This window comes from Bacillus sp. FH (assembly GCF_052216825.1).
GTDB classification, from domain to species: domain Bacteria; phylum Bacillota; class Bacilli; order Bacillales; family Bacillaceae_G; genus Bacillus_A; species Bacillus_A paranthracis.
The window spans coordinates 901,040-925,577 of the sequence record NZ_JBQOUU010000001.1 but is presented as its reverse complement, the minus strand read 5'-3'; the positions used below and the strand labels follow the sequence as shown (position 1 = coordinate 925,577).

Annotated in this window: 19 protein-coding genes and 2 pseudogenes; 15 read left to right on the top strand and 6 right to left on the bottom strand. The window is 36.0% G+C overall.

The genetic code is table 11. The features are described 5' to 3' along the window. The first annotated feature begins 117 nt into the window (after positions 1–117). The 7 genes from sirA (at position 118) to ACTT1L_RS04915 (ending at position 6,884) form a co-directional block, all read left to right on the top strand. On the top strand, positions 118–558 hold the full coding sequence (gene sirA, locus ACTT1L_RS04945) for a sporulation inhibitor of replication protein SirA (protein WP_061131639.1): 441 nt from the start codon (positions 118–120) through the stop codon (positions 556–558). Positions 559–635: 77 nt separating this feature from the next. Then, complete coding sequence (locus tag ACTT1L_RS04940; RefSeq protein ID WP_001123317.1) at positions 636–857, top strand: YneF family protein; 222 nt, start codon at positions 636–638, stop codon at positions 855–857. A 123-nt stretch (positions 858–980) separates the two neighbouring features. Then, complete coding sequence (locus ACTT1L_RS04935) at positions 981–2,732, top strand: ABC transporter transmembrane domain-containing protein (RefSeq protein ID WP_061131640.1); 1,752 nt, start codon at positions 981–983, stop codon at positions 2,730–2,732. Then, on the top strand, positions 2,732–4,495 hold the full coding sequence (locus ACTT1L_RS04930; RefSeq protein ID WP_000818391.1) for an ABC transporter ATP-binding protein: 1,764 nt from the start codon (positions 2,732–2,734) through the stop codon (positions 4,493–4,495). The genes ACTT1L_RS04935 and ACTT1L_RS04930 overlap by 1 nt, the downstream gene beginning before the upstream one ends. A gap of 118 nt (positions 4,496–4,613) precedes the next feature. After that, a complete protein-coding gene (locus ACTT1L_RS04925; protein WP_000386802.1) occupies positions 4,614–5,633 on the top strand; it encodes a nuclease-related domain-containing protein in 1,020 nt (339 codons plus the stop codon). 250 nt (positions 5,634–5,883) lie between these two features. After that, a complete protein-coding gene (locus tag ACTT1L_RS04920; protein WP_000644410.1) occupies positions 5,884–6,030 on the top strand; it encodes a BC1881 family protein in 147 nt (48 codons plus the stop codon). Between the two features lie 98 nt (positions 6,031–6,128). Next, entirely contained in the window at positions 6,129–6,884 is a 756-nt protein-coding gene (locus tag ACTT1L_RS04915; RefSeq protein ID WP_000974648.1) for a sulfite exporter TauE/SafE family protein, read from the top strand. A 315-nt stretch (positions 6,885–7,199) separates the two neighbouring features. Here ACTT1L_RS04915 and ACTT1L_RS04910 read toward each other — a convergent pair whose 3' ends face one another. After that, positions 7,200–7,400: a DUF3903 domain-containing protein gene (locus ACTT1L_RS04910; RefSeq protein WP_000576449.1), complete on the bottom strand. Its 201-nt coding sequence runs from the start codon at positions 7,398–7,400 to the stop codon at positions 7,200–7,202. A 140-nt stretch (positions 7,401–7,540) separates the two neighbouring features. On the opposite strand from ACTT1L_RS04910, the pseudogene ACTT1L_RS04905 reads away from it, so the two are divergent. Then, positions 7,541–7,953 (top strand): annotated as a pseudogene (locus ACTT1L_RS04905) (NUDIX hydrolase). A 12-nt stretch (positions 7,954–7,965) separates the two neighbouring features. Here the strand turns inward: ACTT1L_RS04905 and ACTT1L_RS04900 are convergent. Further along, on the bottom strand, positions 7,966–8,643 hold the full coding sequence (locus tag ACTT1L_RS04900; RefSeq protein ID WP_000578958.1) for an LrgB family protein: 678 nt from the start codon (positions 8,641–8,643) through the stop codon (positions 7,966–7,968). Next, on the bottom strand, positions 8,640–9,005 hold the full coding sequence (locus ACTT1L_RS04895) for a CidA/LrgA family holin-like protein (RefSeq protein WP_000872364.1): 366 nt from the start codon (positions 9,003–9,005) through the stop codon (positions 8,640–8,642). Before ACTT1L_RS04895 ends, ACTT1L_RS04900 begins: the two co-directional genes overlap by 4 nt. Positions 9,006–9,157: 152 nt before the next feature. Here ACTT1L_RS04895 and alsR point away from each other — a divergent pair, with 152 nt between their 5' ends. The 4 genes from alsR to ACTT1L_RS04875 all read left to right on the top strand — a co-directional run bounded on the left by alsR (position 9,158) and on the right by ACTT1L_RS04875 (position 12,800). Next, the gene (gene alsR, locus ACTT1L_RS04890) at positions 9,158–10,063 is read left to right on the top strand and encodes an acetoin biosynthesis transcriptional regulator AlsR (RefSeq protein WP_000423223.1); all 906 of its coding nucleotides are present in this window, start codon (positions 9,158–9,160) and stop codon (positions 10,061–10,063) included. 222 nt (positions 10,064–10,285) lie between these two features. After that, entirely contained in the window at positions 10,286–10,861 is a 576-nt protein-coding gene (locus ACTT1L_RS04885; protein WP_000050620.1) for an FtsX-like permease family protein, read from the top strand. 90 nt (positions 10,862–10,951) lie between these two features. Then, a complete protein-coding gene (locus ACTT1L_RS04880) occupies positions 10,952–11,863 on the top strand; it encodes an ABC transporter ATP-binding protein (protein WP_000180642.1) in 912 nt (303 codons plus the stop codon). Then, entirely contained in the window at positions 11,856–12,800 is a 945-nt protein-coding gene (locus tag ACTT1L_RS04875) for an ABC transporter permease (protein ID WP_000482769.1), read from the top strand. The genes ACTT1L_RS04880 and ACTT1L_RS04875 overlap by 8 nt, the downstream gene beginning before the upstream one ends. A gap of 38 nt (positions 12,801–12,838) precedes the next feature. Here the strand turns inward: ACTT1L_RS04875 and ACTT1L_RS04870 are convergent, their stop codons facing one another. Then, entirely contained in the window at positions 12,839–13,984 is a 1,146-nt protein-coding gene (locus tag ACTT1L_RS04870) for a M20 peptidase aminoacylase family protein (RefSeq protein WP_442821820.1), read from the bottom strand. Positions 13,985–14,071: 87 nt separating this feature from the next. Further along, complete coding sequence (locus ACTT1L_RS04865) at positions 14,072–14,980, bottom strand: EamA family transporter (protein WP_000947030.1); 909 nt, start codon at positions 14,978–14,980, stop codon at positions 14,072–14,074. A gap of 326 nt (positions 14,981–15,306) precedes the next feature. Between ACTT1L_RS04865 and ACTT1L_RS04860 the strand changes: the two are divergent. The 3 genes and pseudogenes from ACTT1L_RS04860 to ACTT1L_RS04850 all read left to right on the top strand — a co-directional run bounded on the left by ACTT1L_RS04860 (position 15,307) and on the right by ACTT1L_RS04850 (position 16,772). Next, positions 15,307–15,451, top strand: a pseudogene (locus ACTT1L_RS04860) (peptidase T). 16 nt (positions 15,452–15,467) lie between these two features. Continuing rightward, the gene (gene ccdA, locus ACTT1L_RS04855; RefSeq protein WP_001152681.1) at positions 15,468–16,175 is read left to right on the top strand and encodes a cytochrome c-type biogenesis protein CcdA; all 708 of its coding nucleotides are present in this window, start codon (positions 15,468–15,470) and stop codon (positions 16,173–16,175) included. A gap of 90 nt (positions 16,176–16,265) precedes the next feature. Beyond that, entirely contained in the window at positions 16,266–16,772 is a 507-nt protein-coding gene (locus ACTT1L_RS04850; RefSeq protein ID WP_001028639.1) for a CcdC family protein, read from the top strand. Positions 16,773–16,835: 63 nt separating this feature from the next. Here ACTT1L_RS04850 and ACTT1L_RS04845 read toward each other — a convergent pair whose 3' ends face one another. After that, positions 16,836–24,398, bottom strand: coding sequence for a DUF7507 domain-containing protein (locus ACTT1L_RS04845; RefSeq protein WP_442821819.1), 7,563 nt, complete (start codon positions 24,396–24,398; stop codon positions 16,836–16,838). Positions 24,399–24,538 lie beyond the last annotated feature (140 nt).

Here is a 24,538-nt window from a genome sequence, read left to right as displayed (position 1 = left end):
TATGTAAATGAGTTTTTTCGACAGAAAAAGTTTTTTCTCTCTCCGCAGTCAGACAATCATTGCAAAATTTCTTCTATATAATGAAGAGAAAAGGTTGTCCAGATTGGGAGGCGAAAGATGAAAACGTATGAATTGTATTTAATTCAAGAGGATATTGCGAAATCTTACTTTGGTCGTGAATATTTGTTTTTTGATTTATTTGCTCGATTTTCAGAATCTGGGTCCCTTTCGGAGAAAAAAGTGTTATATAAACAAATGATGTATATAACGATGCCATTACAAGTAATGAAAATTCATCATAAATTAGAACAAGCTTTGCGCGTTCTTGGTAAATATGATCGAACACATCATACACATACACTTTATACAGGGGCGGAATATGGCGAAATAATGGTGAAACCACACTATATTCGCATGAATACCTCTGGAAATGTTTCTATGGAAACGACTTTCTTTGAGGTGCTTCGGAAGTGTGAATTAACATTTTTAGCTATGGATTATGAAAATACAAAGTACGGATGGCTGAATCCTCTAAAACAAGTACGAACATATGTGTAAAAATGTCGAATTGTATCTTGTCTTATTGAAAAGGTTTTAGTACACTGTAAGGTAGACAACATGAAGGAGGAAAATATATGCCAATTTGGTTAGGTATTCTAGTGGGCGTAGTAGCACTAGTAGCAGGCGTGGCGTTAGGATTTTTCATTGCCCGCAAATACATGATGAATTACTTACAAAAAAATCCACCAATTAACGAACAAATGTTAAAAATGATGATGATGCAAATGGGACAAAAACCTTCCCAAAAGAAAATCAATCAAATGATGAGCGCGATGAATAAGCAACAAATGAAATAAGCGCTAAAAGACACTCGCTAAGAGTGTCTTTTCTTTTTGATATGGACAGAGTTTAAAACTTTTAAAAATTCTGTATTTTTGGTAAACTGAAAACATCGCTCATTTTAAGAGAGGGGGAAAAATATGAAAGTGTTTATGAATTTAGCGTGGTTTTTTAAACAAGAAAAACGAGCGTACATAACCGGAATTATTTTATTATTTGGCGTTGCACTTTTAGAACTTGTAGCACCAAAAGTGATTGGGATTGTTGTAGATGAAATTAATGAGGGAACATTAACGACTGATAAGTTACTAAAATGGGTTGTACTCTTAGTACTCGTAGGTATTACGATGTACATATTACGTTACGTGTGGCGTATTATGATTTTCGGATCTTCATTAAAATTAGCTCGCCAATTACGGAAAAATTTGTATGAACATTTTACAAAGATGAGTCCATCTTTCTATCAGTCAAATCGCACAGGTGATTTAATGGCGCACGCGACCAACGATATTCAAGCAATTCAGCAAACTGCTGGGGCGGGTGTTTTAACACTTGTTGATTCATTGGCTGTTGGAGGATGTGTACTCGTAGCAATGGGTTTTACAATTAGTTGGAAGTTAACATTGTTAAGCTTAATTCCAATGCCGATTGTAGCAATATCGACAAATTATTACGGCACTTTATTACATAAAAGGTTTCATAAAGCACAGCAATCGTTTTCGGAAATCAATGATAAAGTGCAAGAGAGTATGAGTGGGATGAAGGTAATTCGATCGCTTGGACAAGAAAAAGAAGATTTGCAAGCGTTCCGAAAAAAATCAGAAGATGTCGTACATAAAAATATGTTAGTTGCACGTATTGATTCGTTATTTGATCCAACAATCGCTCTTATCGTAGGATTTTCATTTTTAATCGCAGTATGTTACGGGTCAGTATTAGTTGTGAGAGGTGAATTAACAGTAGGTGATCTCGTTACATTTACGACGTATTTAGGTACCCTCGTTTGGCCGATGTTAGCGTTTGGATGGCTGTTTAATATTATGGAGCGTGGGCGTGCTTCGTATGACCGTGTAGAAAAAATTCTCTCACAAAAATCAGATGTAGTAAATAGAGAAAATGCTGTGCATACAGTAGCGAGCGGTGATGTTTCATTTGCGGTCGATTCGTTTTCGTATAAGAAAAATGAACTGTTACATTTAACAGATATTCATTTTGATTTGAAGAAAGGGGAAACGTTAGGGATTGTAGGACGTACAGGTGCAGGGAAAACGACTTTATTAAAATGTTTAATCCGTGAGTATGATCATTTTAATGGTGAATTAAAAGTTGGAGAGCGGGATATTCGCGATGTAACACTTTACGGTGTCCGTTCTGCTATTTCATATGTGCCGCAAGATCATTTTTTATTTTCAGCGAGTATTGGGGAGAATATTGCCTTTGGAAAGGCGGATGCTACATATAATGAAATTACCCGTGCTGCAGAGATTGCTTGTATTCACAATGACATCCTTCAATTTTCAGAAGGATATGAAACAGTAGTTGGGGAAAGAGGCGTTTCTTTATCTGGAGGTCAAAAACAGAGAATTTCTATTGCGCGTGCTTTATTAACGGATGCTGAAATATTAATTTTAGATGATTGTTTATCAGCGGTAGATGCAAAAACAGAAGAAACGATTTTAAATGCTTTAAAGAGGGAGAGAGCAGGGAAAACGACAATTATTACTGCCCATCGTTTAAGTGCAATTCAGCATGCCAATCTTATTCTTGTTGTGGATGAAGGTAAAATTGTACAACGAGGTACACATGAACAACTAATGAAAGAACATGGTTGGTATAAAGAAATGTATGAGAGCCAGCAGTTAGAAGCATTAGTCGAGAAAGGAGGCGTATGATGGCTGAGAAAAAACAGAGCGATTTAAGAAGATTACTGTCTTATATGAGGCCATATAAAGGACTGTTAGCATTAGCATTTTTATTTCTAGTTGGTGCAACTGTAACAGAAATGATGGGTCCTTTTTTAATTAAACAATTCCTTGATGAACACTTAGTACCACGTAACTTTGATCAATCAGCACTTGTTACTCTATTTGTAGTGTATATTGTTGCTCACTTATTAAAAGTATTATTTACTTATTTAGACTTGTTATATTTTCAAAATATCGCTTTTAAAATTGTTCAAGATATGCGTGTTGAAGTATATGAGCATGTTCAAAAGTTGTCATTAAGTTTCTTTGATCGTACGCCGATTGGTACGCTTGTATCGCGCATAACGAATGATACAGAAGCAATTAAAGACTTTTATGTCAGTGTATTATCAACATTTGTTAAAAATATCGTATTTTTAGTAGGGATTTTAGTAGCGATGTTTTTATTAAATGTAAAATTAGCGCTATTTTCTCTCGTATTAATTCCGATCATGTTTGCGATTATGGTATTATATCGCCGGAAAAGTGCAGCTTTTTATTTAGAAGTCCGTAATCAATTAAGTGTGTTAAATGCAAAGTTAAACGAGTCCATTCAAGGGATGAATATTGTTCAAGTGTTCAGACAAGAAAAGCGCATGAGAAAAGAATTTGAAGAAGTGAATAATAAACATTATAGTGCAGGGCGACGTACATTAAAGTTAGATGCATTGCTTTTACGTCCAGCAACTGATTTAGTTCATATTGTAGCTATTGCGTTAGTACTTGGTTTATTTGGAATTGATGCTTTGAAGAGTCCTGTTGAAGTAGGCGTTTTATATGCGTTTGTTAACTATATCCATCGTTTCTTCCAGCCTGTAAATGAGATGATGATGAAATTATCATTTTTCCAACAGGCACTGGTTTCATCATCACGTGTATTTCATTTAATGGATGAGAAAGATTTAGCGCCAGTTCAAAAAGGGGATGGAAATCCTCAAGTTATTAATGGAGATATTGAATTTAAAAATGTTACTTTTTCGTACGATGGAAAACGTGATGTTTTAAAAAATGTATCTTTTCACGTGAAACAAGGGCAAACGGTTGCTTTCGTTGGGCACACTGGTAGCGGAAAGAGTACCATTATGAATTTATTACTGAGATTCTATAATATTAAGTCCGGAAATATTGTAATAGATGGTGTAGAGTTAGAGAAATTTGAAGAACAAGAAATTAGAAAGAAAATAGGACTTGTATTGCAAGATGCATTTTTATTTGCGGGAAATGTAAAGCAAAATATTCGTATGTATAATGAAGAAATTACGGATGAAGAAGTAAAAGAAGCGGCACAATTTGTGCAAGCGAATACGTTTATTGAAAAATTACCAGAGCAGTATGAAACGGAAGTAGTAGAAAGAGGAGCTGCATTTTCTAGTGGTCAACGACAATTAATTGCTTTCGCTAGAACGATAGCAACGAATCCGAAAGTGTTAGTATTAGATGAAGCAACAGCAAATATTGATACAGAAACTGAAGATGCAATCCAAACAGCGTTACAGCAAATGCGAAAAGGACGGACTACGATAGCGATTGCACACAGATTATCTACCATACAAGATGCAGATCAAATTTTTGTTATGCACGATGGAGAGATAGTAGAGAGAGGGACACATCAAGAATTACTGAGTGAACAAGGATTGTATTATAATATGTACTTACTACAAAATAAAGGAAGTTTACAAAAGGCCTTGTAGAATTACAAGGTCTTTTGACTGCGTGTGAAATTTTTACAAAAAATATAGGAATTACATAGTATAATGTAGTAGAAATGTGAATGGAAAAAAGCAGGAAATGAAATAAAGGAGAAGAATTATGGATTACGTGTTAATAGGTGTAATTTTATTATTATTAGCTGCAGTATTCGTGCTGTTTTATAAAAATAAACAGCTAGAATCAGAGAGTCAGCAAGCGGAATTTGAAAAAAAACAAGCAATTGAAACGTACGAAAATGAAATTGCAGCTACGGTTACAGAACATAAAGAGCAGCAAAATACATTAAAAAATATGGAACAGAAAAAATACAATGATTTACAAATAAGTGCAGCGAGAGAACTTGAAAATATGCGTATGATGAAAAATCAATTAGCTGTGCAACATAGTAAAGAACGCAGTGAAATGCAAGAAAAACATAGTAACGAAATACATATGTTTCAAAAGTTAATTGCAGATTTGCGAGAGTATACGAAAAATGGAGCCGAAGTGAGTACACACGAAACATTACAATATATGAAGCGTGGCTTCGTAGAGCAAGGCATAATACTAGATAATGAATTTCATATAATGCCGAATGTTTTTATGAGGAATCAGCATGGAAGAAATGATTTTCGAATTCATCATCTTGTTTTAAGTAAAACGGGTATGTATGTACTTGAAACGAAAGAATGGACAGGGAAATTAATTCATGGCTTAACGAAAGAAAATGCTAGTACATATTCATTTATGATTGATGAAATTGGCAAGTATCAACAAGAGATAGAGAAAGAAGAGACGTTTGAATATATTACAGGTGAAGATTCATTAACGATACAAGTGAAAAATGAAGGGAACCCAGTATATAGAGCGAAGAAACTATCTCATATTCTATACAATTGTTTGAAAGAAATGCAAGTTGATATTGTAAAGGAAAACATAAATCCGATTGTATATTTTTATAATGAGAATGGGAAAGAAGTGCTAGATCTTTCTGAAGAAAAAACGCCGAGATTAAAAGATAGAGAGCAAATTGTATCGTTCTTCAGAAATGAATTCTTAACGGGGAAAGTAATATATACAGGTCAAGAGTTGGAAAAACTTCGAGAAACCATTAATCGAATGAATTATATAATGAATTAAAAAGAGGTGGGCTTTCTGAGTGTTATATTAAGGGGTATTTTGTATGTTTATTAATAGAATGTTAAAAGTAATAGAAAGTAAATAATGAAAAAGCATTCGCGATTGCGAGTGCTTTTTTTATTTTTCAATACGTTATGGAAGGGAGAGAAGGGTTTTGAAGGGAATAAGGAATGAAAGCGGAGGTGATGCATATATATAGATGCGTTAAGTTGTTTTTTGCATATTGTATAAATGAAAAGGAGGTAAGACGGTGAAAGCTATACCGACTGATGTCCTGAGTAAAGAATTGATGGAAAGAGAAGGCGTTATATCTATTACAGTAAAGGAATTTGAAAAAATCGAAGTAGCTGGAGTAGTAGTCGCTGGTCCCGCGATTATTTTGATTAATCAAGATTAAGTACATAGTATTGAAATAAAAAGTATCCTAGATGGATGCTTTTTATTTGTGTAGAAGAAAGAATATGGTGGATAATTGCCTTACTGGAGGGAGAGTATGTGGCAATTATTATAACGATGTTAGTAATGGGGATTTTATTAGGGTTTGTTGGAGCTGGGGGAGCCGGGTTTATTATCGCGATACTCACTTTAGTATTCCATATTCCTATTCACGTTGCACTTGCAACGTCTTTAACTGCTATGGCATTTACGACATTATCTGGGGTTATAAGTCATTATCGTGAAGGAAATGTAGTACTTACTATAGGCGGGATTGTTGGGGGATGTGGAGCGCTTGGTTCTTATATCGGTTCAAAAATTGGTTCACTTATACCAGGACATCTTCTTCATTGGTTTACAGCTGGGATGCTATTTTTATCTGCAATTTTTATGTTTATTAAATTAATTAAGTTTCAAAATAGGGAAGAGTTACTTTTAGCAGAGATTAAAGATTTTTCGAAAGAGAACATAATGAAATGTATATGTCTTGGATTAGTCACTGGAATGATGGCTGGTTCATTTGGGATTGGTTCTGCACCATTTATTCAACTTGGATTAATGGTTCTATTAGGATTGACGATTCAGCAATCTGTAGGAACAACAATGCTTGTTATATTGCCCATTGCGATTGGGGGTGGGTTAGGGTATAGTTCAGAAGGGTATCTAGATTATATATTATTATTGCAAGTATTAATTGGGACGATGCTAGGAGCTTATATCGGTGCGAAGTTTACAAATTATGCACCACGTATGCTTTTGAAGTTTTCAATGATTATGACACCAGTTTTCGCTGGATGTATGTTATTAATGGGATAAAAATAATATAGCAAACTAATATGTTTTACGAATGAATTATGTAAGTAATTCATATTTCCCATATAAAAGGATTTGCTTTAATATAATGAGTGTAAAGTTCGAGTATTCGAAGTACTACTTGAATTATATCCCTATCCCTTTTCTAAAAATGCGAACAAGTTTTGCCCTATTCTATTCAATATTTAATTGTATAGAAATATATTGTTCGATGACCATTATGGAACGTACATAATGGGAAAATCCCGATCCTTAAAGAGGATGCCCCTAATCTTCATGTGAAAATATGATCGGATATGAAAGCTGACCAATTTATGGTCAGCTTTCTTTTTGTTCAAAAACTATTTCTTCTTTAATTTCAGTTTGTAATAATAAAGCTTTTCCGAAACGACGTTTACATTCTGCACGCACTTTTTCAATGGCTAGTAGCTGAGTAGTAGCAGGAACTGTGACGATAGCTTGGCGAGGTTTTCGATTTTCTTCACAAAAGACACATTCCACAACATATTTAAAAATCATGCTTTCATCCTTCCGTTTTTAATTTCTAAGAAGGAACTGCCTATGAAGTTGATGTAAAATTTCGTCATTGTTTTCCTTTTTCCTCTTTTTTCAAGGAGAAAATACAAAAGGAGACGAATAGTAGTAGGGGAGGGGTGTATATGGAAAGATGGATAGGTTGCGCAGCAGTATGTGTAAATGAAAGAAATGAAGTTTTAATGGTATTACAAGGACAAAAGGATGAAGAAAAAGGTGGTCCGTCCCAAGTGGAGGACTTGAAAAAGGAGAAACATTAGAGGAATGTTGTATCCGAGAGGTTTGGGAAGAAACAGGCTACAATGTGGAAGTTGTAAGTAAAATATACGAAAAAGAAGCGATTACATATGGGGTTCCTGTATACGTTCATTATTATGTCGTAAAAAGAATAAGCGGTAGTATGAAAATCCAAGATCCTGATGAGTTAATACATGAAATTGCTTGGAAGAGGATAGACGAAATGAAGGAATTAACGTTATCTTTCCCGGAGGATTATGAGATTTTAAACAAATACATAAATAAAAAAGCAAGTGTGTAAACACTTGCTTTTTCAATGTATCCACGATAAGAAAAGCGGAACGATAACTAAACTAGCTCCTGCAGTTAAAAGCATAGATAAACTTGCAATCGTTCCTTCTACAGGACCGATTTCGAATGCTTTTGATGTACCAGTTCCATTTGCGCTCGTTCCTAACATAATACCTTTTGCAATTGCTGTTTTAATACGGCATATACGAATGAGAGAAGGTCCGAGCAATGCTCCTGTTAACGCAGTTAAAACAACAAATACTGCTGTTAATTGTGACATACCACCAATCATTTCTGAAATGGCCATTGCAATTGGCGTCGTTACAATATGAGGTGCTAAACTATGCTCTAACGATGAATCAATTTGAAAATAATTTGCTAGTAGTGCTGAAGTAATAACTGATAGAAACGAACCGACAATGACATTAAGTAAAATAGCCATTCCATGTTTCTTAAGTAAATCAAAGTATTTATAGATTGGCCATGCAAAAGCAACTGTTGCAGGTTTTAATAATTCTGTTAACCAGTGGCCTCCAGTTTCATACGTTTCATAAGATGTGTCTAGTCCGAGTAATAACGCGATTAAAATAATAGGACAGACGAGAAGAGGAGAAAGTAAGCTCCAATTCCAGCGTTGATACATTTTTTTCGATATCCAATATGTGAATAGTGTTAATAGTAAACAAAGAAAGCCGATCATTGCACGGATCCTTTCCGCTTTAGTAGCAATTCTGTTAAGAGTCCTGTAACGAGAGTGACACAAAGTGTACTAATCATAATAATTAAGATGAGATCGATTCCATATTGTGATAGTGTATCTTTGTAGCGTATGACAGCGACTGCAGAAGGAATGAAAAATAAAATAAGTTCTTTTAATAAAAAGTCTGCACCGTCTTGTATCCACTCTTTTTTCACTAGGTTAAATTTTAACGAGATTAATAATAAAAAAATACCGATAATACTTCCTGGAACTGGGAGGTGTGCCTGTTTTGCAATCCATTCACCTGTCCAAGCGAAACAAAATAATAGTAAAATTTGTCCGCTTAATTTCCACCATTTCATACAGTAAACACCTCTTTCTTTTTTTACATAAAAATTGTAAAAAAGAATTAACAATTTCTACTATACGTTCATTCAAAAAATTTGTCTAATATATAAATTATATGTTATTAATATATTAGACGTATTAATTGAAATGGAAAAGGGTGTCCAAAATGGAATTACGGCATTTGCAATATTTTGTTGTAGTGGCAGAGGAGTTACACTTTGGACGAGCAGCTGCTCGTTTACAAATGACACAACCACCGCTTAGTCAACAAATTCAGCAATTAGAAAAAGAAATGGGAGTTATGTTATTTTCAAGAACGAAGAGAAAGGTTGAATTAACAGAAGCTGGAGAAATGTTTTTGAAAGAAGTAAAAAAAGCGTTTGAACAAATTGAAAAAGCTGTAGAAATTGCACAAAGTGCCCAAAGGGGAGAAGTGGGCTCACTTTCAATTGGTTTTGTAGGTGCGGCGATATATGATATTTTACCATCTATCGTAAGGGAGTATAGAAAGAAATTTCCGAGGGTGTCTGTTGCATTACATGAATTATCTACTCCAGATCAAGTGCATGCACTTCATGATAATCGTATTGATATTGGATTTTTGCGTCCACCAATCCCAACACAATTATTAGAATTAGAGCCAATTCAAAAACTATCTTGTACGTTATGTTTACCGAAGGCTCATCCACTTGCAGAGAAAGATGAAATACATATAGAAGATTTACGGGATGAACCGTTTGTATTTATTACGAGACCAGTATGGCCAGCGTTATATGATACAATTTTATCACTTTGCCGCGACGTCGGGTTTAGTCCGCGTATCGTACAAGAAGCGACGGAATATCAAACAGTTATGGGACTTGTAGCAGCGGGGATTGGAATTACAGTCATACCGGTATCGGCAAATAAATTATATAAAACAGAAGTTGTATATAAAGAGCTATATGATTCTAATTTTGTTGCAGAAATGTCAGTCGCGTACAAAAAAATGAATAGCAATCCAGAGCTTTTAGAGTTTTTAAAAATTGCAAGAGAGAAGAAAAGAATAGAAGTTGAGGATGAGATTAATTAAGTTGTTGAAAAATACACCTCGTTAAACACTAAAGCGGAAATGTAATTGCATTTCCGCTTTAGTGTTTTTTTAGTTCTATACGAAAGAGATAAACATGTTCATTTTGTTTTCTAGGACTAAAGACTTAGAGAAAATTCCGATTGTAGTGCGATGTTTAAAATGTCATATTTTTATACACTAGTAGTATAGAATGCGTATGTAATAAGGTAGGGGAAGAATTTTATGTCTTTATGTCGGTTAGCGAGAAAAAATATAAGAACATTTGCTACCAAAAGGATGAAGCAATTTATGTGGATTGCTATGAGTATTATGATTTTGTTTTTTATGATATCGCTACAATTTAATGAAGTAGTTGCTGGGGAATTAGGGACTACATTTTTATTTCAAATGTGTTTTTACACGTTGTTTATCGTAGTCATTTTCATATGTACGTTTATTACATATAAAATGACTTATTCTCTTCTGCAAGCGAGGAAAGAAGAAATTAAATCTTATGTAGCAGAGAATAGGAAGAGAAATGATGTACTATGTTTATTATGTCAGGAGCAATTATTTATTTATGGAGCAGCGTTTGTTTTTGGATTAGTTAATGGGATGTTATTTTTAAAATTATTTACGATTATCTTTATGAAAATAACAGGAATACAAGGGATAAATAGTGCACCGATTACAATATATGCAATAGTAGTAGTGAGTATAATTATGATTGTTATTCTTCTATTATCGATGGTGCAATGTATTCGATTTGTTCAAAGTTTACAAGATGAAAATTCATTTCAGTTTAAAGAAAAGGCATGAGAAATCATGTCTTTTTCCATTTTACACATAAAAATAATCATGTTACAGTGTAAAGACCTGACAAAGAATGGGAAGGAAAGGTTGTATAGCATGACAAATGAACAATCGATTGTAAAGGTTGAGCGGTTAACGAAGCGAATCGGTTCAAAGACACTTGTAGAAAATATTAGTTTCGAAGTTAAAAAAGGTGAAGTAGTTGGTCTGCTTGGACCAAATGGTGCTGGAAAAACGACTTTAATGAGAATGATGGTCGGCATGATTCGTATGACAGAGGGCGAAGTTTGGATTGATGGTCAATCTGTAAAACAGCAATTTGAAAGTACTGCCTCGAAAATTGGAGCGGTAATTGAGACACCGGAATTTTATCCGTTTTTGAGTGGCTATGAGAATTTAACATATTTCGGACGCATGAATGGTAACGTTACAGAAGAACGTATCGATGAAGTAGTGAAACTGCTAGGTATGGGACAAGTCATTGATCGCAAAGTAAAAGCATATTCACTCGGCATGAGACAACGTTTAGGAATTGCCCAAGCGCTTATTCATGATCCAGATGTATTAATATTAGACGAACCAACGAATGGATTAGACCCTAGTGGAATACATGAAATGAGAATGTACATAAAGAAAATTGCACATGAACAAGGAAAAGCGGTACTGGTATCTAGTCACTTACTTTCGGAAGTTGAATTAATGTGTGATAGAGTTATCATTATTCAGCACGGAGAATATGTCGCGACGCAAAATATTCAGCATAATCAAAGTGAAGAGATGGAGACAATCCGTATACGCGTAGATGATGCGAATAAAGCGGCAGAAATGTTAGACCAAGATGTTTTAATAAAAGGTAATGATTTACTTATTCATGTAAAAGATGAAGAAATCCCAAATGTTATTCGTACATTGCTTGAGAAAAACATTCAAGTGTATCGTGTATATGAAGAAAGAAAAACGTTAGAAGAGCAATTTTTAGAATTAACAGGGGGAAAAGATATTGTTTAATTTAGTGTATAACGAATTGTATAAAATATTTAAGCGAAAGCGAACGATTATTCCATTTGCAGTTATTGCAGTATTAATAATCGGATTAGGATGGGTTACTGTAAAGTATTTGGAGCCGGAAACAAAAGGATGGAAAGCTGATTATACAGAACGAACTGTAGAAATTGAGAAAAAGCTAGGCATGGAAAAAGGAGCAATTTTAGCGGAACGATCTGGGGATGAGCTTGTAAAGGAATATCAGCTCAAGATGAAGCATTTAGACACAGATACAGCACCGGCAAGTAGTTCTCCACTTTCTTTCATGAGAGATACAGGCTTTATCGTATTTCCAATATTACTTCCGTTTATCCTCGTGTATGCAAGTACAATTTTTGCGAATGAATATAGCTGGGGAACATATAAATTTTTAACAATACGACCAGCGAGTCGCTTTAAAATTTTGACAGCTAAGTTTTTAGCAATTGTCATATTTGCAGCATTATTGTTTATATTTAATATGATTTTCTCCATTTTATGTGGACTGGTTATTTATAAATTCCAGCAGCCTGCATGGAGCGAGTTTATTTTCCAAGATGGAAATATTATAAAACAAAATATTTTTGTAGAAGCTAGTAAGTATTATATTTTATCGTGGTTGCCGACGATTGTGTATGCAGCGTTTGCGTTTATGATTTCTGTGCTAACAAGATCTAGCGGAGGCGCGATTGGTATTTCACTATTTCTTGCTTTATCAGGAAACATCGCATTACTAGCAGCAACTAGATATGATTGGGCGAAATATTTATTGCCAGCAAACACAGATTTATATAGTATTGCAAAGAATGGAAGCTTTATTGATGGAGTAACGTTCCCGTTTGCATCATGTATGTTATTACTGTATTTATTTGTATTTTTAATCATTTCCTATACAGTATTTTTAAAACGTGATTTAACTTAAAAAAAGGAGCCGTTAAGCATTTCTTAACGGCTCCTTTTTTAGGAAAAATGTTTAAGTGCCCTTTCAGCTAACAAAGCGAAGTATTCTGCACTTATAGGTAACGCTCGCTCATCTACTGTAAAGCTTGGATGATGCCATTCATGTGTACCACTCGTTCCCATAAAGACGAATGATCCTGGTATGTGTTGTTGATAAAAAGAGAAATCTTCGCCAGCCATGGAAGGAGTAGGGGTAATCACGTCTAGTGACATTTCCTGTGCAGTTTGTGTACATAAATGAGTAAGACTTTCATCATTATAGACAGCAGGAGGACCTGAATGAAAATGGAATTCTGTTTTTACACCTAGTGCATCAGAAACGCCCTTAATGATACGTTCCATTAAGGCTGGAATTTTTTCGCGTGTTTCAGCTTGGAAAGTACGAACAGTACCTTCTAATATTGCTTTTTCAGGAATAACGTTCCACGTATTTCCTGAGTGGATGTTTGTGACACTAACGACGGCATTATGTGAAGAACTTATATTTCGGCTTACAATAGTTTGTAGTGCCATCACAATTTGAGAAGATGCGACAATAGGGTCTACCCCAGCATCTGGTACAGCTGCATGTGTACCAACTCCGTGAATTTCAATTTCAAATCGATCAACTCCGGCCATCAGTGGACCATCTTTAATACCGATTGTACCTACTGGTAAATCAGGTTTATTATGCATACCGAAAATAGCTTGTACACCACGTAAATGCCCGGCTTCGATGACGTTGCAAGCACCATTACTACTTTCTTCAGCTGGCTGGAATATAAAGCGTACAGTTCCGCTAAGAGAAGATTCTTTTTCTTTTAGCAAATAAGCAGCCCCTATAATAGCAGCTGTATGAAAATCATGCCCACAAGCGTGCATTTTTCCATGGATTTTTGAAGCGTAGGATAAATTTGTTTCTTCCTGAATAGGAAGGGCATCAATATCAGCACGGATTGCTATAAGCGGTCCGTTACGATTCCCCGAAATTTCAGCAATAACGCCCGTTTCTAAATTAGAATTTATAATCGTAATGTTTTTCTCTTCCAACCAATTCTTTATAGCTTTCGTCGTTTCAAATTCTTCGTATGATAGTTCTGGATGCTCATGTAAATTTCGACGAATAGAAATTAGCGTCTCAGTTAATTGCTCTAGATTTGCTGCCACTTATAATGCCTTCTTTCTTAAATAAAGTATTTACATTAAGTATACAATATTAAAAGAGAGGATTCTCAAATGAAAATCCCCTCTCGTTTATGCTGCCAATTTTTTGTGTGTATGATGTTTACGATAACGTCCACGCATTGCATAAGCAATTTGCGGGATTGCAATCCCGATTAAAATAAGTGATACACCGAACCATTGTGAAGATAGTACAGCTTCTTTTAAAACGAATACAGACATAATTGTTGTAACTGGTAGTTCCGCAGCGCCAAGAATAGTCGCTAAGCCAGAACCAATCTTTGGAATACCAATTGTAAAGGCGATAGAAGGAATGACGATACTGAATGTTCCTAAACCTAAACCGTATTTCCAAAGTCCTTCAGAAATTGCACCGTTAAAAATAAATGTTGGAGGGAATACGATCATTACTAAAGTTAAAGCACCAGCCATTAAAAGAACACCGCGTGGTAATGAAGGTACTTCAACAGCAACTTTTCCGCTCACGAAAATGTATGTTGCAAATGTAACAGCAGATAATAGGCCTAATATAATTCCAGTCGTATCGAAATCACCTGCTGATTTTTCTAGTAAACCACTTGATAAAAATGTACCTGCAAGTAAGAAAATAACAGAAATAACTTTTTCTCTTGAAGGTAAAGTTTTTGTTGCGACTGCTTCAATAATAATTCCGACCCAAACGAATTGGAATAAAAGTATAATGGCGATAGATGCTGGTACAGTTTTTAATGAAGCATAATAAAAAATTCCAGTGAAACTTGCAGATGTACCTGCAACGAATAAAATTAAAGCTTGTTTTAATGGAACACGATGTCTAGAAAATAGAAGTGTAATAGCAAGCAAAATAATCCAACCGAACAAATATTGGCTGCCAATTACCTCTCCAAGTGAAAATCCTTCTGCATATGCAAGTTTAACGAAAATAGCTAAAATTCCATAACTACACGCTCCTAATAAAACTAAAAGAGAATAACGAAGCATGAAATATTCCTCCCATCTATATGAAATTGTTCCGTAACGGACATATATAACTAGAGGGAAGTATACAAAATTAAAAATGAAGGGTCAAATAAAAGAAAAGTGTGACATTTTATAGAATAATAATAAAAGTATGATATTTATGCATAATCTTGAAATTAGTAATAATAGAAGTATTGTGAAATCAAGTTTGTATTGTATAAAGACAGCATTTGAAAAAAATATTTTTTAATCAATATGTATATAAACGTACGAATAACATGCTAATCATTTGAGAAACTATATTACCTTTGTTATGTTAATAACATTAGAGAGGTTTTGTAGTGTAATTGAGATTTTTCTATATAAATAGAAGGAAATGAAAACGTTTTTTCAGAAAAAGTGTGAAAGGGTAGTTTTTCTTATTATCACGTTGGAAAAGTGATTTCACGAATTGTTCATAGTATTTTTATATGTTTTTGCTACAATATGTAAGGAGAGGAGTGGAATAATGCAAGATATTAGTATTTTTTTAGCGTTTGGTGCTGGGTTTTTATCATTTATTTCCCCATGTTGCTTACCGCTTTATCCGGCATTTTTATCGTACATAACAGGTATGTCGGTTTCTGAGTTGAAAGAAGAAAATGCAATGCTTCGCAAAAGAAGTATGATACATACAGCGTTTTTCTTACTTGGATTTTCAATTATATTTATTGCAATTGGATTTGGTACAAGTTTTATTGGAGGCATCTTTACAAATTATAAAGATTTAATTAGACAGTTAGGTGGTATATTTATCATCGTGTTCGGTCTTATTATTGTCGGTGTGTTTAAGCCGAAGTTTTTAATGCAAGATCGTAAATTTACGTTTAAAAATCGTCCGAGTGGTTATTTTGGATCTGTTTTAATTGGGTTGGCATTTGCTGCAGGGTGGACGCCTTGTACAGGACCTATTTTAGTGTCTGTAATCGGATTAGCAGCAACAAATCCAGAATCAGCAATGATTTATATGATTGCATACATACTTGGATTCGCTATTCCGTTCTTCGTGCTATCATTCTTTATTACGAAAATGTCTTGGATTAAAAGAAATAGTATGAAGTTCATGAAAATCGGGGGATACATTATGATTATCATGGGTATCTTCTTATACTTTAACTGGATGACGAAAATTATCGTATATTTCTCAAGTTTATTTGGTGGTTTTACGGGTTTTTAGTATTATTCTGTGAAAATGTTGGAAATACTAACGGAAAAGCATATAATGAAAGTATATTTTGCATATAGCCACAAAAAAGGATGAGAAAATATGAACATAGTTGTTTTATCCAGTATCGTTGCTGTTTGTATGGCTGTTGGTGCGATGTTTATTCGTTTAAAAGCAGCTAAGAAACCTGCAACATTGAAAAAAATTATACTTCCACCATTTTTTATGAGTACGGGAGCGTTGATGTATGTTTTTCCTGAATTTCGATTAACTCCAGCAGAAATGTTAGAAGCAATTGGCGTCGGTTTGTTTTTCTCTATTTTTCTTATTAAAACATCTAAATTTGAAATTAGAGGACAAGAGATTTATTTGAAGCGTTCGAAAGCATTTGTCTTTATTTTAATCGGATTACTTGTCGTGCGTATTGTATTTAAAACATATTTAAGCCAATCGCTTGATTTAGGACAACTTAGTGGGATGTTCTTCTTGCTGGCATTTGCGATGATTGTGTCATGGAGAATTGCCATGTACCGTTCCTTTACAAAATTACAGAAGGAAATGGAAAAAGAAGATGGTTTTTATAATGAAAAAGATATGAAATTAACTTAAAAACTGTATATGTATAAAATAAAAAGACAGCGTTTTTTGACGCTGTCTTTTTATTTTATATTGCTAACATCTTCTATTCCAACCGCGCCGGATAAAACGTTCCCCATTAAAGAAACAATTTAAATTTGGTGAGACGAACGGACCGATAAACGGAATAATGTTTGGCTCTGAAGTTTCATCAACGAAAGTCGGTGGTTTAGTAGGATCTGGTCTGAGTGTATAGCGAATGCGGGCGGTATTTTGAATGAGACCATTTCGTGGCTCTGCTGTTACTTGAACGATAAAACGAACAACAACGGATTCACTTGGATTAACAGTATTGATAAGAATACCGATAGTTGGGCTAGTTCCGGGACGTGCTACTCCATTTACTGTTACTGAATTTGGATAGAAAGTAACTTCAGGAGGAAGTGGGTCGGTAATGAGTACGTTATTTACTGGGATGGTGCCATTGTTAGTAAAGGTAAGTGTATATGTGATGAAATCACCGAGATGGGCGCTATTTACATTTGCGGTCTTAATAAATGTGTTTGGCTCATTAGGGTTTACTTCTATCGTAATTGGTGGTGTTGTAGTCGTTGTTGTGATAGGTGGTCTAGTAGAGTCGGGTTGAGAAGTATACGTAATGGATGCGATATTTGTAATCATTCTATTAGCTGGAAGTGTAATAACCTGTACTTTGAATGAAATAGTTACGGATTCTGTTGGATTAAGAGTTCCGACTGGAATGCCTGTGGATGGATTTGCGTTTGGAACGGGAATGTTATTAATTGTGACACTATTTGGAACGAATGATGTGCCGACAGGAAGTGAGTCTGTAACAGAAATGTCAGTGACAGGAATCGTACCTTCATTTTGGAATGTGATAGTAAATGTAATCGTATCACCTACTGAAACGATGGATTTATCAGCGGTTTTTATCGGGTTAATAGTCCCAACGTTTACAGGAGTAATTGTAGTAGGTGTAGGCGTAGTAACGGATACAGGTGGTTTAGTAGGATCGGGTTGGTACTGGAAGGAAACGTTACCTTGGTTTTGAATTTCTCCGCTTGGTGGAATTGAAGTAACTAGGACACGGAAAGAAATCGTTGCGGATTCAGAAGGAGCAAGTGTTGAAATTGGGATGCCTGCTGATAGATTTGCAGTTGGTTGCGGCACGTTGTTAATTGTGACACTATTTTGGATGAACGAAGTACCGATAGGAATTGTATCAGTTACAAGTATATGATTAGCAGGAATGGTACCTGTATTTTGGAGAGAAATCGTATACGTAATGATATCACCTAAAGTAACTGTTTCCGGCGTGGCTGTTTTTTTCGGATTTAATATAGCTGTAGTTACATTCGTTGTGTTAATTGGAGTAGGGTCTGTAATTGTAATAGGAGGTTCACCAGGACCTGGTTCATATGTGAAAGTAACAGTTGCTTGATTTCGAATAATACCACCAGGTGGTACACTTGTGACTCTTGCTTGGAATTGAACAGTAATTGTATCGTTTGGATTGACTGTTCCAACAGGTATACCTACAACAGGATTTGCTCCAAGATCTGAAATGTCATTTATTACAACAGTACCTGGAAGAAACGTTAACCCATTTGCTAACGGATCAGTAATGATAACGGAAGTTGCAGGGACTGATCCGCGATTTTGGAAGGTTACAGTATACGTTATGATTTCATTTATATCTACAATTTGTTTGTCGGCTAGTTTATTTGGGTTAGGTGTAGGTGTAATAACGGATACTTCAACAGTTGGAGTAGGATCTGTAATAGTAATAGGGGGTTCGCTAGGGTTTGGCTGGAATGTGTAAGTGACAGTTGCAGTGTTTTTAATAATACCGTCTGGTGGGAGTTCAGTTACAGTAACTTGATAAGTTAATGTAACAATTTGTCCTGGAGTTACAGTCCCAACGTTTACACCATTATTTGGATTTGTTCCAGGTTGCGTGACGCCATTAATCGTAACGCTATTCGGAATGAAAGTAGTACCAGATGGAGTAGGGTCTGTAATAATAACATCTGTCGCATTAATATTCCCGACATTTTGGAACGTAATTGTATATGTGACAGTATCACCAAGATTAATAGTTTGAGGGTTACCTTGTTTGTTAGGATTAATAGTAACTTCACTTACTTGCGTCTTTGTAGTAGGTGTAGGCGTAGTAACAGATACAGGTGGTCTAGTAGGATCTGGCTGATATTGGAATGAAACGATCCCTTCATTTTCGATAAAGCCTGTCGGTGGTATCGAAGTTACTTGAACTTGGAAAGTTACGACGGCTGAAGTGTTAGGTTCTAATGTACCGATAAGAATTCCGGAACTAGGAACGATACCAGGTTGCGTGACGCCGTTAATCGTAACGCTATTCGGAATGAAAGTAGTACCAGCTGGAATAGGATCGGTTACAAGTACATTTGTTGCAGGGACAGTTCCTGTATTTTGTAAGGAGATTGTATAGGTGATTGTGTCACCTAATAAAGCAAATACTTTATCAGCGGATTTTGTAGGGTTTGTTGTTGCCGTGTTGACATTGGTAGTAGTAGGAGGCGTTGGAGTAGTCACTGTTACTGGAGGTTCTCCAGGATTAGGTTGGAATGTGTAGGTGATAGTAGCTTCATTTATAATAATTCCGTTAGGTGGTATGGAAACAACGCGAACTTGAAAAGTTACAACAACTGATTGACTAGGATTTAATGTGCCAAGAGGAATGCCAAGAGCTAGATCAACATCACTAGTTGGGATACCATTAATTGTTACACTATTTGGAATGAAAGTCGTACCAACTGGAATCGAATCTGTAAAAATGATATTTGTTAGTTGAACAGTTTGTAAGTTTTGGAATGTAACGGTGTACGTAATGATATCGTCTATATCAACGTTGTTTCGATCAGCCGTTTTCGATGGATTAATAATACTATTAATGATTTCAGTATTAACTGGTGGTGTTTCTTCTGTTTTTGTAATAGGAGGTTCATTTGGATTAGGCTGAGAGGTAAAGTTGATTGAACCAACATTTGTAACAACCCCATTAGGGGGTATATTCGTAATCGTTACTTGGAACGTAATGGTTATTATTTGATTTGGTTGTATTGTACCAATGAGTATCCCAATGCTTGGATCAACACCTGGTTGTGAAAGGCCATTTACTGTAACAGAATCTACAATAAATTGTGTGCCTACTGGTGGTTGATCAATGACAGATACATTTGTCATAGGAATATTTCCAGTGTTTTCAAGGGTAATTGTATAAGTGAGTGCATCGCCAATGTTAGCGATTGGCAAATCTACTGTTTTTGTTGACTCTAATTCTGCATTTTGTACAATTGTTTCTGCGATTGGAGTCGGTGTGGTTGTTGTAATAGGCGGGAGTGTCGGATCTGGTTGAGATGTGTAAGTGACATTTGCTTCATTTGAGATAATGCCATTTGGTGGTAAAGCTGTTATTTGTACTTCTAAAGTAACAGTCACTACTTGTCTAGGGTTTAATGTGCCAACTGGGATTCCTGTTTCAGGGGTCAAATTAGGTTGTGGAATGCCATTAATCGTAACGCTACCAGGGATAAATGTAGTTCCAGTAGGGATAGAATCTGTAATAATGACATTAGTTGCAGGTATATTACCAGTATTTTGAAGGGTGATTGTATAAGTGAGCGTATCACCAATACTTGCAAACTCACGATCCACTGTTTTTTGCGGGTTCGGGTTAGCGGTACGAACAGGTAAAGTTACGGTAGGAGTCGTTTCTGTTGTTGTAATAGGAGGTTCGCTAGGATTAGGCTGAGAAGTGTAGGTAACACTTGCTGTATTTTCTATTTTTCCATTAGGAGGAATAGCGTTTATTTGAATCTGGAATGTAACAGTAACTGTCTCGCCGGGATTAACTGTTCCAACAGGAATTCCTGTGACTGGACTTACGCCGGGTTGAGCGACATTGTTTACAGTAACACTATTCGTAATAAAAGTTGTACCCGGTGGTAAAGAATCTGTAATTGTTACACCAGTAGCAGGTATAGTTCCTTGGTTTGTAAATGTGACAGTATAAGTTACAATATCGCCAATTTCTGCAAACGTAAGGTTTGCTGTTTTTGTTGGACTTATGACTACAGTTTGGATAGGAGTTGTTGTTTCAGGAGTTGTTTCTGTTTTTGTGACTGGAGGTAAATTTGGATCCGGTTGATAATTAAATGTTGCACTACCTTGATTTCGGATTTCGCCGCTAGCAGGGATGTTTATTACTCGTACTTGGAAAGTAATCGTTGCGCGTTCGGATGGCACTAAAGTTCCAAGTGAAATTCCTGATGATGGATTTGTTCCTGCTTGAGGAATCCCATTAATCGTAACACTATCTGGAATAAATACAGTACCGGCAGGGATAGAATCTATTACTGTTATATTCGTAGCAGGAACAGTACCGGTGTTTTGAAATGAGAGAGTATAGGTAATGACATCATTTAATGCAACGAAGGAGCGATCTGCTGTTTTTTGTGGATTTAGTGTAGCGGTATTAACTGCTGTTTCTGTTTCAGGAGTTGTAATAGTTGTCGTAACGGGAGGTTCATTTGGATTTGGCTCGTATGTGAATGTAACATTTGCTTGATTTCTAATAACTCCTCCGGGCGGGATACTATTTACTACACCTTGGAACGTAACTATAATACTTTGACCGGGATTTACAGTGCCGACGGGTATACCAATTTCAGGGTTTTCTCCAAGTTGTGATGTGCCATTTACGACAACGCTACCTGGAACGAAAGAAACACCAGATGGAAGTGTATCTTTTATAATAATATTTGTAGCGGGGACGGTCCCTCTATTTTGGAATGTTACAGTAAAAGTAATCGTATCCCCTATATCAACAACTTGTCGATCAGCAGATTTTGTAGTCGTTGGATTAGGATTATTAATTGGAATGTTTACACTTGGAGTGGTGGTAGTTGTTGTGACAGGAGGCTCACTTGGGTTCGGTTGATATTGGTAAGTGAAGGATGCTTGGTTTCTAATTATTCCATCAGGTGGTAAGTTTGTAACGACAACTTGATACGTGATTGTTTTCGTTTCTCCGACAGAAATGGTACCAAGTGGTATACCAAGTGATGGGGCTGTTCCTGGCGTTGTAATGCCATCGATTGTAACACTATTTGGAACGAAAATAGTTCCGTTAGGTGTAGGGTCTGTAACGACTACATTTGTAGCCGGAACGGTCCCGTTATTTGTAAATGTGACCGTGTAGGTAATCGTATCTCCTAAATCAGCAACTTGTTTGTCGGCAGATTTTGTAGGCGCTGTAATAACGGTCCCAACTTGAGTTTCTGTTTTAGGAGTTGGGGTAGTTGTTGTAACAGGAGGCTCATTTGGATTAACAATATAATTAAATGATACACTGCCTTGGTTTTCTATAATTCCATTTGGCGGGACACTTGTAACTTGAACTTGGAATGTAATTGTTTTTGCTTGATTTGGATTTAAAGTACCAATCGATATACCGTTTTCAGGATTACTGTTAGGTTGTGAGACACCATCAATCGTGACGCTATTTGGAATAAATGTTGTACCGTTTGGAATTGGATCTGTTAGTACAATATTTGTTGAGGGAACAGTGCCGTTATTTTGTAAACTAATTGTATACGTAATAACATCACCAATATCAACGAAAGTACGATCAGCAGATTTTGTAGGGTTAACTGTAGCGGTATTAACGGAGACTGTAGTAGGTGCTGTCGGTTCGGTTGTGGTAACCGGCGGCCTTGTTGGATCTGGCTGGTACGTATATGTCGTTGAAGCTTCGTTTGCAATAACGCCGCCAGCTGGAATTTGTGTAACAAGAACTTGGAAAGATAGTGTTTTGGTTTCACCGGGATTAATTGTTCCAACCGGGATTCCTAGTGCGGGATTTGAATTTGGAACCGGTACATTATTTAAGATTACGCTATTCGGAATGAATGTTGTACCAGTAGGAATGGTATCAGTAAAAACTACATTTGTAGCAGGGATCGTACCATCATTAGTGAAAGTAATCGTATACGTAATAACATCACCAATATCAACAGTAGTTTTATCCGCCGTTTTAACAGGGTTTGTAATAGCGGTGTTAACAGGAGTAGTAGTAGGTGGTGTAGGGTTTGTTGTTGTAATAGCTGGTTTTGTAGGATCTGGTTGATACGTAAATGTTGTGGTTCCGATATTTCGGATTAGGCCATTCTCTGGGAGAGCGGTAACTTGAACTTGGAAAGTGACAGTGACAGTATTACCAGCTGCGATTGTTCCAATTTGTATACCACCAGAAGGGTTTACGCCAGGTTGTGAAGTACCGTTAATTGTGACGCTATTCGGAATAAATGTAGTGCTACTTGGAATTGGATCAGTTACAATAACGTTCGTTGCAGCGATGTTTCCTGTATTTGGTACAGTAATCGTATACGTAATAATATCACCGATATCAGCAATTTGTGGACTAGCAGTTTTTGTTGGATTTACAATTGCAGTTCGTACAGAAGTAGTTGTTGGAGGTGGTGTTATCGTAGTGGTTGTTGAGGGTTCAGCCGGATTCGGTTGCGACGTAAATGTTACATTTGCTTCGTTAGTAATCGTTCCGTTAGCTGGGAGGGAAGTGACTTGGACTTGAAATGTGACAGTTTTAGTTTGACCAGCAGGAATTGTACCTAGCGGAATATTTGTTGGAGTTACGCCAGATTGTGCCGTTCCATTAACTGTAACACTGTTTGGAATAAAAGTAGTGCCAGTAGGGATAGGGTCGGTGATGGAAACATTTGTCGCTGAAATATTACCGTTATTTGGAACAGTAATCGTATACGTAATGATGTCACCAATATTCACAATTTGTTGGTTTGCACTTTTAGTTGGATTTATGATAGTAGCATTAATTTGTGTTTCAACTATATTACTTGTAGAGTTTCTGTTAATTGGTGGTTGGTTTGGTGGATTATATTGAAAGCCTGAAGTTGCACTATTTGGAATAGGGTTAGGTGTAGGGAGAGTATTAACTTGAACTTGAAACGTAATTGTAGCATTCCCGTTTGCAGCAATCGTTCCTACATTTATTCCAGTAGCAGGATTATCTGTAGTAGAAGTACCATTAACTGTAACGCTACCCGGTACGAACGATGTGCCGGCAGGAGGCGTGTCTGTAATGATAACATTATTAGCAGCTAATGTGGCTTGATTTGTGGCCGTAATTGTATACGTAATCGTATCACCGATAGTAGCAATTGTTTTATCTACTGCTTTTGTTAATGCGACATTAGCTGTGAAAATATCTGTATTAACAATATTGCTTGTTGTCGTACGTGTGATAGTGGGTGCGTTAGGTGCAGGTTGAAATTCGTATCCAAATGATGCTACGTTACTTGCAACTGGTGGGGTAGGGACACTTGTAACATCTACTTGAAAGGTAATTGTAACAGAGCCGCCAGCAGGAATGTTGCTAATGGGAATACCAGTAGCAGGATTTCCAGCTGTTGCAACGCCATCAACTGTAACGCTGTTTGGAACGAAAGTAGTGCCAGCGGGTATGGGGTCTGTAAATGTAACGTTTTGGGCAGGAAGTGTTCCGGTATTTTGGACAACGATTGTATAGGTTAAACGACTTCCTATTGTTGCTATTGCCATTAGATTCGTCCTTTCTGTATAAATTTAAATCCGGTCAAGGCATGGAATATTTACAAATAGCATTATTTAATAATCTAGAAACAATACTATGTGTAAATATTAGTATAAAATGAGCTCGTCATTGCATCCTATTCAAATTT

Bases quoted from the DNA above. Each gene is read 5' to 3' on its own strand.
- sirA (WP_061131639.1), top strand. From the start codon at position 118: ATGAAAACGTATGAATTGTATTTAATTCAAGAGGATATTGCGAAATCT.
- ACTT1L_RS04940 (WP_001123317.1), top strand. From the start codon at position 636: ATGCCAATTTGGTTAGGTATTCTAGTGGGCGTAGTAGCACTAGTAGCA.
- ACTT1L_RS04935 (WP_061131640.1), top strand. From the start codon at position 981: ATGAAAGTGTTTATGAATTTAGCGTGGTTTTTTAAACAAGAAAAACGA.
- ACTT1L_RS04930 (WP_000818391.1), top strand. From the start codon at position 2,732: ATGGCTGAGAAAAAACAGAGCGATTTAAGAAGATTACTGTCTTATATG.
- ACTT1L_RS04925 (WP_000386802.1), top strand. From the start codon at position 4,614: ATGGATTACGTGTTAATAGGTGTAATTTTATTATTATTAGCTGCAGTA.
- ACTT1L_RS04910 (WP_000576449.1), bottom strand. From the start codon at position 7,400: ATGATTTTTAAATATGTTGTGGAATGTGTCTTTTGTGAAGAAAATCGA.
- ACTT1L_RS04900 (WP_000578958.1), bottom strand. From the start codon at position 8,643: ATGATCGGCTTTCTTTGTTTACTATTAACACTATTCACATATTGGATA.
- ACTT1L_RS04895 (WP_000872364.1), bottom strand. From the start codon at position 9,005: ATGAAATGGTGGAAATTAAGCGGACAAATTTTACTATTATTTTGTTTC.
- alsR (WP_000423223.1), top strand. From the start codon at position 9,158: ATGGAATTACGGCATTTGCAATATTTTGTTGTAGTGGCAGAGGAGTTA.
- ACTT1L_RS04885 (WP_000050620.1), top strand. From the start codon at position 10,286: ATGTCTTTATGTCGGTTAGCGAGAAAAAATATAAGAACATTTGCTACC.
- ACTT1L_RS04880 (WP_000180642.1), top strand. From the start codon at position 10,952: ATGACAAATGAACAATCGATTGTAAAGGTTGAGCGGTTAACGAAGCGA.
- ACTT1L_RS04865 (WP_000947030.1), bottom strand. From the start codon at position 14,980: ATGCTTCGTTATTCTCTTTTAGTTTTATTAGGAGCGTGTAGTTATGGA.
- ccdA (WP_001152681.1), top strand. From the start codon at position 15,468: ATGCAAGATATTAGTATTTTTTTAGCGTTTGGTGCTGGGTTTTTATCA.
- ACTT1L_RS04850 (WP_001028639.1), top strand. From the start codon at position 16,266: ATGAACATAGTTGTTTTATCCAGTATCGTTGCTGTTTGTATGGCTGTT.
- ACTT1L_RS04845 (WP_442821819.1), bottom strand. From the start codon at position 24,398: ATGGCAATAGCAACAATAGGAAGTCGTTTAACCTATACAATCGTTGTC.